General features: G+C 70.2%; 5 protein-coding genes. All 5 read right to left on the bottom strand.

Features of this window, described 5'->3' with window-relative positions; all coding sequences use genetic code 11:
- Positions 1-204: 204 nt before the first annotated feature.
- The 5 genes from MFF42_RS20005 to MFF42_RS19985 all read right to left on the bottom strand — a co-directional run bounded on the left by MFF42_RS20005 (position 205) and on the right by MFF42_RS19985 (position 6,430).
- Positions 205-537 (bottom strand): four-helix bundle copper-binding protein, encoded by a 333-nt coding sequence (locus tag MFF42_RS20005; RefSeq protein WP_009865580.1) that lies wholly within the window; start codon positions 535-537, stop codon positions 205-207.
- A 179-nt stretch (positions 538-716) separates the two neighbouring features.
- Complete coding sequence (gene copM / locus MFF42_RS20000; protein WP_012752945.1) at positions 717-1,115, bottom strand: CopM family metallochaperone; 399 nt, start codon at positions 1,113-1,115, stop codon at positions 717-719.
- Between the two features lie 25 nt (positions 1,116-1,140).
- A complete protein-coding gene (locus MFF42_RS19995) occupies positions 1,141-1,506 on the bottom strand; it encodes a hypothetical protein (protein ID WP_142583006.1) in 366 nt (121 codons plus the stop codon).
- A gap of 22 nt (positions 1,507-1,528) precedes the next feature.
- The gene (locus tag MFF42_RS19990; protein ID WP_238257314.1) at positions 1,529-4,678 is read right to left on the bottom strand and encodes an efflux RND transporter permease subunit; all 3,150 of its coding nucleotides are present in this window, start codon (positions 4,676-4,678) and stop codon (positions 1,529-1,531) included.
- Positions 4,679-4,690: 12 nt separating this feature from the next.
- A complete protein-coding gene (locus MFF42_RS19985) occupies positions 4,691-6,430 on the bottom strand; it encodes an efflux RND transporter periplasmic adaptor subunit (RefSeq protein WP_012455885.1) in 1,740 nt (579 codons plus the stop codon).
- Positions 6,431-6,592 lie beyond the last annotated feature (162 nt).

The following is a 6,592-nucleotide window of genomic DNA, read 5'->3' as shown; positions in this document are numbered from 1 at the left end:
ATGGCGTCCTTGCCGGCGGTGGCCGCCTTGCAGGCCTCCGGCAGCTTCACGGCGGACTGCATCGAGCCATGGTCGTGGTCGGCCGCGAGAGCCATCCCGGCGCCCGGGAGCGCCAGGGCCGCGGCGAGAATCAGGGTACGAACAAGCATGATTGCCTTCTCTCGTTGGGGGTGAGGAGCGGCCCGGTCGGCCGCCCCGGATCCATCAGGCGGCCATCTTCCGGCAGCTCTCGGCGCAGCGGCGGCACTGCTCGACGCATTGCTGCATGTCGCCGACCTGCTCGCAGCTGCGGGCGCAGTCCTCGCAGACGTCGGCGCACTCGGCGCAGGTATGCTTGTGGTGTGCGGTCCCCAACAGCATGAAGTGCGCCGAGGTCCGGCAGATTTCGGCGCAGGCGAGCATCAGCCGGAAGTGTTCGGGCTCGACGTGCTTGCCGCCGGCCGGGAGGCAGTGGTTCGAGGCCATGCTGAGGCAGGTCTGGTAGCAGCGTAGGCACTCGTCGATGCAGGACTGCATCTCGCTCGACATCTGGTGCATTCAGGTTCTCCGTCTATCCATCGCAAGGTTTGCGGCACGACTGGAATGCTGACTCAGTATCAGATAAGTCAGACCGTCATTACCCTAATATAGAACTCACGGGATACAGATGCGTTCTGAAATAAATACTCTGAAGCATCACGTATTCGGGAGGGCCGCCTGCGCGCGGACGCGACCGCTCAGTTGGTGCCGCGCTTCCTGAGGAAGGCCTCCATCTGGGCGATCTCAACGTCCTGAGCCTTGATGATCTCCTCAGCCAGCTTCCGGATCTCGGGGTCCTTGGAATGCTGGAGGGCGACCTTGGCCATCCCGACGGCGCCCTTGTGGTGGGGAATCATGCCGCGCACGAAATCGACGTCGACGTCGTTCGAGTAGCGGATGTCCATGTTCCGGTGCATCTCGGCATCGACGTCCCGGAACGCCTTCGTGGCCGGCGTGTCCGCTTTGTCCGCGGCAGCCATGGCGGCGTGGTCGTGACCGCCATGGCTGGCATGGTCGTGGGCCTCGTGCGCTAAGGCGATGCCCGAGAGGCCGAGGGCCAGGGCTCCGGCGGCGAGGGTCGAGGTCAGGGTCTTCATCGAGGAGGCTTCCTGGTGCGAGGGGTCAGTTGAACTTGCCGCTGGCGGTCGCGCCGTCGGGACCAGTGAGTTGCACGGCCCCCTTGGGGCTTTCGCCGAGGGCGACCGCGGCCCTGCCGGACAGGCGGTTGCCGTCGGCGGGCTCCAGGGGGACGCGGGTCGGCTTGCCGCCGACGACGAGGATGGCCGTGCCCTTGAAGCCGGAGGTCGGGACCGGCTTCTGGCCCTCGTCCAACAGGAACACGTCGACGGTCTCGCCTTTGGTGACGAGCTCGACGTGGAACTTGCCCGCGTCCGCCACCCGGCCGCCGTGCTGGCCGGTGGTCTCGTGGGCGTAGGCGGCGGTCGCGGCGAGCAGGCCGGCGGCCAGGGTCACTCTCGAAAGGATCATGGGGAACTCCTCGGTTGCGGGGTCAGTAGGCCTCGGCCGGCCGCGGGGGCGCGCCGTCCGGGGATGGGTAGGCCGGCGCCTCGGCGTGCAGCGCACGCAGCCGCTCAAGCGGCCTGCGGCCGAAGCGCAGGAACAGGACGGGGGTCAGGAAGGTGTCGAGCAACGTCGCGCTGATCAGGCCGCCGAAGATCGTCACCGCGACCGGGTGCAGGATCTCCTTGCCCGGGCTCGCCGCGTCGTAGAGCAGCGGCAACAGCGCCACGCCGGCCGAGAGCGCCGTCATCAGCACCGGGGTCAGCCGTTCCAGACTGCCGCGCACGACGAGTTCGGGCCCGAACGGCACGCCCTCGTGCAGCGACAGGTTCAGGTAGTGGCTGATCTTGAGGATGCCGTTGCGGGCCGCGATGCCGGTCAGCGTGATGAAGCCGATCATCGACGCGACCGAGAGCGGCTGCCCGACCAGCCACAGGGCCGCCACCGAGCCGATCAGGGCGAGCGGCACGTTGCCCATGATGATGAGCGCCAGCGCGGCCGAGCGGTAGCGGCTGTAGAGGATGGCGAAGACCAGCGCCAAGGACAGGCCGGAGAGCGCCGCGATGGTCCGGCTCGCCTCCTCCTGCGCCTGGAAGGTGCCCTCCAGGCTGGTGAAGAAGCCGGGCGGCATCGGCTCCTGGGCCACCGCCTCGCGGATCGCCGCCACGATCGTGGCCATGTCGCTCTCGGCCGTGGTGTTGGCCTGGACCACGATGCGGCGGCGGGCGTTCTCGCGCAGGATCTGGTTCGGCCCGTCCGTCTCGCGGATGTCCGCGACCTGGCGCGCCGGCACCCAGCCCGAGGGCGTCTCCAGCAGCAGGTCACCGAGGCCAGCCGTCGTCCGCCGGTTCTCCGACAGGCGCAGCACCACGTCGAAGCGGCGCACGCCGTCGACGACCGTCGAGACCACCCGCCCGTTCGAGAGGCGGCTGATCTGCTCGACGACCGCGGCGGGCTGGACCCCGTAGAGGGCCGCCCGGGTGTAGTCGACGCGCACCTCCAGCTGCGGGATGCGGACCTGCCGCTCGACCTGCAGGTCGGCGAGCCCCGGGATCTTGGCGAGGCGGTCCCTCAGGCCGTTCGCCACCCGGCGCAGGGCGTCGAGGTCGTCGCCGAACACCTTGAGCGCGATCTCAGCGCGGACGCCCGAGAGCATGTGGTCGAGCCGGTGCGAGATCGGCTGGCCGACGTTGACCGCCACCGGCAGGGCACCGAGGCGCCCGCGGATGTCGGCGACGAGCGCCTGCTTCGGACGCTTCAGCCCATCGTCCAGGGCGACGTCGATCTCGGAGGAATGCACCCCCTCGGCGTGTTCGTCGAGCTCGGCCCGGCCGGTCCGGCGGCCGACCGCCTTCACGCCCGGAATCTCCAGGAGCAGTTTTTCCGCGATCAGCCCGACCCGGTTGCTCTCGGCGAGCGAGATGCCCGGGTTGAAGGTCATGCTGACCGTGAACGAGCCCTCGTTGAACGGCGGCAGGAAGGCGCGCGGCAAGTTCCAGGCGGCGATGCCGGCGGCGGCCACCGCGGCCGCGACGGTGCCGACCAGCAGGCCCTTATGCCGGAAAGCCACCCGCAGCAGGGCGGCGTTGCCGCGCTTGAGCAGCTTCAGCAAGCGGCTGTCGTGCTCCTCCAGGTTCCGGAGCCCCGGCAGCAGCCAGGACGCCAGCACGGGCGTCAGGGTGATGGAGGTGAGCAGGCTCGCCAGGATGGAGATGATGTAGGCCTGCCCCAGGGGCGCGAAGAGCCGGCCCTCGATGCCTGAGAGCGCGAACAGCGGCACGAAGACCAGGATGATGATCAGCGTCGCGTAGACGATGCCGGAGCGGACCTCGTTCGAGGCCGAGACCACCACCTCGAAGGTGCTCCTAGGGTTGCCCGCCTTCCGATTCTCGCCGAGCCGTCGGTAGATGTTCTCGACGTCCACGACGGCGTCGTCGACGAGCTCGCCGATGGCGATGGCGAGCCCCCCGAGCGTCATCGTGTTGATGGACAGGCCGAACAGGTGGAACACCAGAGCGGTCGTCAGCACCGAAACCGGGATGGCCAGCAGCGAGATCGCGGTGGTGCGCACGTTCAAGAGGAAGGCGAACAGCACCAGGGCCACCACCAGCACGGCCTCGACGAGGACGCGCTCGACGTTGCGGATCGAAGTCTCGATGAAGTCGGCCTGCCGGAACAAGACCTGGTCGGCCTTGATGCCGCCGGGCAGGGTCGGGTTGAGTTCCTTCAGGGCGGTCTCGATGCTGCGGGTCAGCCGCACCGTGTCGACGTCGGGCTGCTTCTCGACCGAGACGATGACCGCGGGCTTGGCCATGTAGCCGGCATCGCCCCGCTTCACCTTCGCGGCGAAGGACACCTCGGCGAGTTGGCGCAGGTAGACCGGGGCGTCGGCGACCGTGGCGACCACGAGGTTGCGCAGGTCGTCGAGGCTCATGGTCCGGCCGATGTTCCGGATCAGGTACTCGCGGGCGTTCTGGTCGGTGAAGCCGCCGCCGGCGTTGGTGCCGAACTGCGCGAGCGCCGTCTCCAGCTGGGCGTTCGTCACCCCGAGCGCGCGCATCGCCGCCGGGTTTGGGCTGACCCGGAACTGGCGCACCTCGCCCCCGATGGGGATGACCTGCGCCACGCCCGGGATGGTCAGCAGCCGGGGCCGGATGGTGAAGTCGGCGACCTCGCGCACCTGCATGGGGGTCGCGGTCTCGCTGGTGACCGCCACCAGCAGGATCTGGCCCATGATCGAGGAGACAGGGCCCATCACAGGGGTGACGCCGCGGGGCAGCTGGTCCTGGACGAGGGACAGGCGCTCCGCGACCTGCTGCCGGTTCCGATAGATGTCGGTCCCCCAGTCGAACTCGACGTAGGTGATGGACAGGCCCACGCCCGAGACCGAGCGCACGCGGGTCACGCCGGGGAGACCGTTCATCCGGGTCTCGATGGGATAAGTGACGAGTTGCTCGACCTCCTGGGGGGCGTACCCTTCCGCCTCCGTCATGACCGTGACGGTGGGTCTGTTGAGGTCGGGAAAGACGTCGACCGGCAGCTTGGTCGCGGTGAAGGCGCCGTACAGTACCAGCACCGCGGCGAGCGCGAGGACGAGCAGGCGGTTGCGGACCGACTGGCTGACGAGGAAGGTGAACATCGGGCGGCCTCCTCAGCGAACCTGGTCGAGGAGTTCGGCGCCCTGGGTCACGACCCGCTTACCGGACCCGATCCCCTCGGCCACGAGCACCCGGCCGCCGTCGAGCGGCTCGACCCGAACGGGCCGCGCCTCGAAGCGCTCGGCGGTGGTGTGCTCGTAGACGACGTCCTGCCCGTTGCCGGTGCGCACCACGGCAGAGCGCGGCAGCGCCAGGCCGGCCTGCTCGGTGTCGGTCCCGGCCAGCACCGTGACGAACTGGCCGACCCGCAGGCCGGAGGCGTCGCCCTGGACCGCGAACTGGACCGGTATGGCCTGGTTGCGGTCGGCGAGCCCCGTGCCCTGGTAGGCGAGCTTCAGGGTCCGTCCGTCGGCGAGACGGGCCGTAGCGTTCTGCGCCGCGGTCAGAGCGTCGAAGCTGAGGGCCTCGACCCAGAGGCGGTTTGGATCGACGATCTGGAAGACCATGGCGCCGGGCGCCGCCATCTGCCCGGCCACTGCGGTCGCCTGCGCCACCACGCCGTCGACGGGCGAGACCAGGGCCTCGGGCTGCTGGCGGATCTTGTCGAGGGCCGCGCGGCGGTCGTGCAGGCCATTGAGCTCCGCGACCGCGTCGTCGAGCTGGGTCGTGGCGACGGCGCCGGTCGTGGCGAGCTTCCGGTAGCGCTCGACCCGGCGCTCGACGATGGCGATCTGCTGGTCGAGTTCGCCCTGGCGCTGGCGCATGTCGGAGACGTCGACGGCCTGGACCGGCGGCGTCACCGTGGCGAGCACGTCGCCCTTGCGAACCTTCGTGCCGAGGCGAGGGAAGACGCCGGACGGCGGTGGCGAGATCCGTCCGCCGACCGAGGACTGGACGACGCCGCTGGCGTTCGGGTCCGGGATGATGCGGCCCGGCAACTCGACCGAGCGGTGGAAGCTGCCCTGCTCGGTCATGATGGTGCGCAGGACCAGCAGCCGTTGCGTCGGCTTCGGCACGAAGACGGAGCCGTCGGGCAGGCGCTGCGCGAGGTCCGACGAGGCCGGCGTCGTCTGGCGCGGCTCGATCAGGGCGGCGCCCTCAACGGTTGAGCCGTGGTCCTCGTCGCCGTGCGCGAAGGCGGCGGTGCCGAGGACGAGGGTGATGCCGATGGCGACCAGCGCCACCGCCGGCGCGCCACGGCGCCCGCGTGCGAGCGCCGTCACGAGCACGCCGAGCAGGAAGGCGACGGCGACCGCGGCCACCAGGGCCGGGTCCTTGGCCATCAGCCGTTCCCTGATGCCGTGGGCGACCTCGGAGACGCGCGCCAGGGCAGCCTGAGCCGGGGCCGGCTTGGCAGGCGCCGCGGCCGCGGCGACCTTCGGGTCGGGCACTGTGACCGCCACGGTCAGCACATCGACCGCGTCCCCGGCCGTGACGGTCGCGAGGAGCTCGTGCCGGCCGGGCTTCGACAGCCACGGGACCGGCAGCGCGTAGCCGCCGTCGGTCGTGGCGGTCGCGACCCTGGGACCGTCCGGCGTCTCGACCTCGATGGTCGCGCCGGGCACCGGCTCGTTCGTCCGGAAGCGGTCGAGGAACAGCGTCAGGGTGCCGTCGCGCGGGACGGCGACGAGTTCGAAGGCGTCCGAAAGCGCCTCGCCGCGCGGCGCGATGGTCTTCGAGAGGGGCGGCGGCACGGCGCCGTGGTCGTGGCCCTCGTGGGCAAGCGCAGGCCCCGTTAGGACGGCAGCAAGCAGCGCCACCACGCCATAGGCGGCGGCAAAACGGGTCGACATGAATAGGAATCCTCGCGTCGGGAAGTCCGGACGGCGCCGATAGCGGGCGCATTCCGGGCGTCGCGCGCCTCAGGCGCGCCCTACTTCACGCGAGGGTTCGTAGGGGCTCGGGCAGGGCCTCGGGGTCGACGCCTGAACGGGCATCGACGTCGTGCGGGATCA

It is taken from the genome of Methylorubrum podarium, assembly GCF_022179745.1.
GTDB classification, from domain to species: domain Bacteria; phylum Pseudomonadota; class Alphaproteobacteria; order Rhizobiales; family Beijerinckiaceae; genus Methylobacterium; species Methylobacterium podarium.
This window is presented reverse-complemented; position numbering and strand designations above follow the sequence as displayed.

Bases quoted from the DNA above. Each gene is read 5' to 3' on its own strand.
- MFF42_RS20005 (WP_009865580.1), bottom strand. From the start codon at position 537: ATGCACCAGATGTCGAGCGAGATGCAGTCCTGCATCGACGAGTGCCTA.
- copM (WP_012752945.1), bottom strand. From the start codon at position 1,115: ATGAAGACCCTGACCTCGACCCTCGCCGCCGGAGCCCTGGCCCTCGGC.
- MFF42_RS19995 (WP_142583006.1), bottom strand. From the start codon at position 1,506: ATGATCCTTTCGAGAGTGACCCTGGCCGCCGGCCTGCTCGCCGCGACC.
- MFF42_RS19990 (WP_238257314.1), bottom strand. From the start codon at position 4,678: ATGTTCACCTTCCTCGTCAGCCAGTCGGTCCGCAACCGCCTGCTCGTC.
- MFF42_RS19985 (WP_012455885.1), bottom strand. From the start codon at position 6,430: ATGTCGACCCGTTTTGCCGCCGCCTATGGCGTGGTGGCGCTGCTTGCT.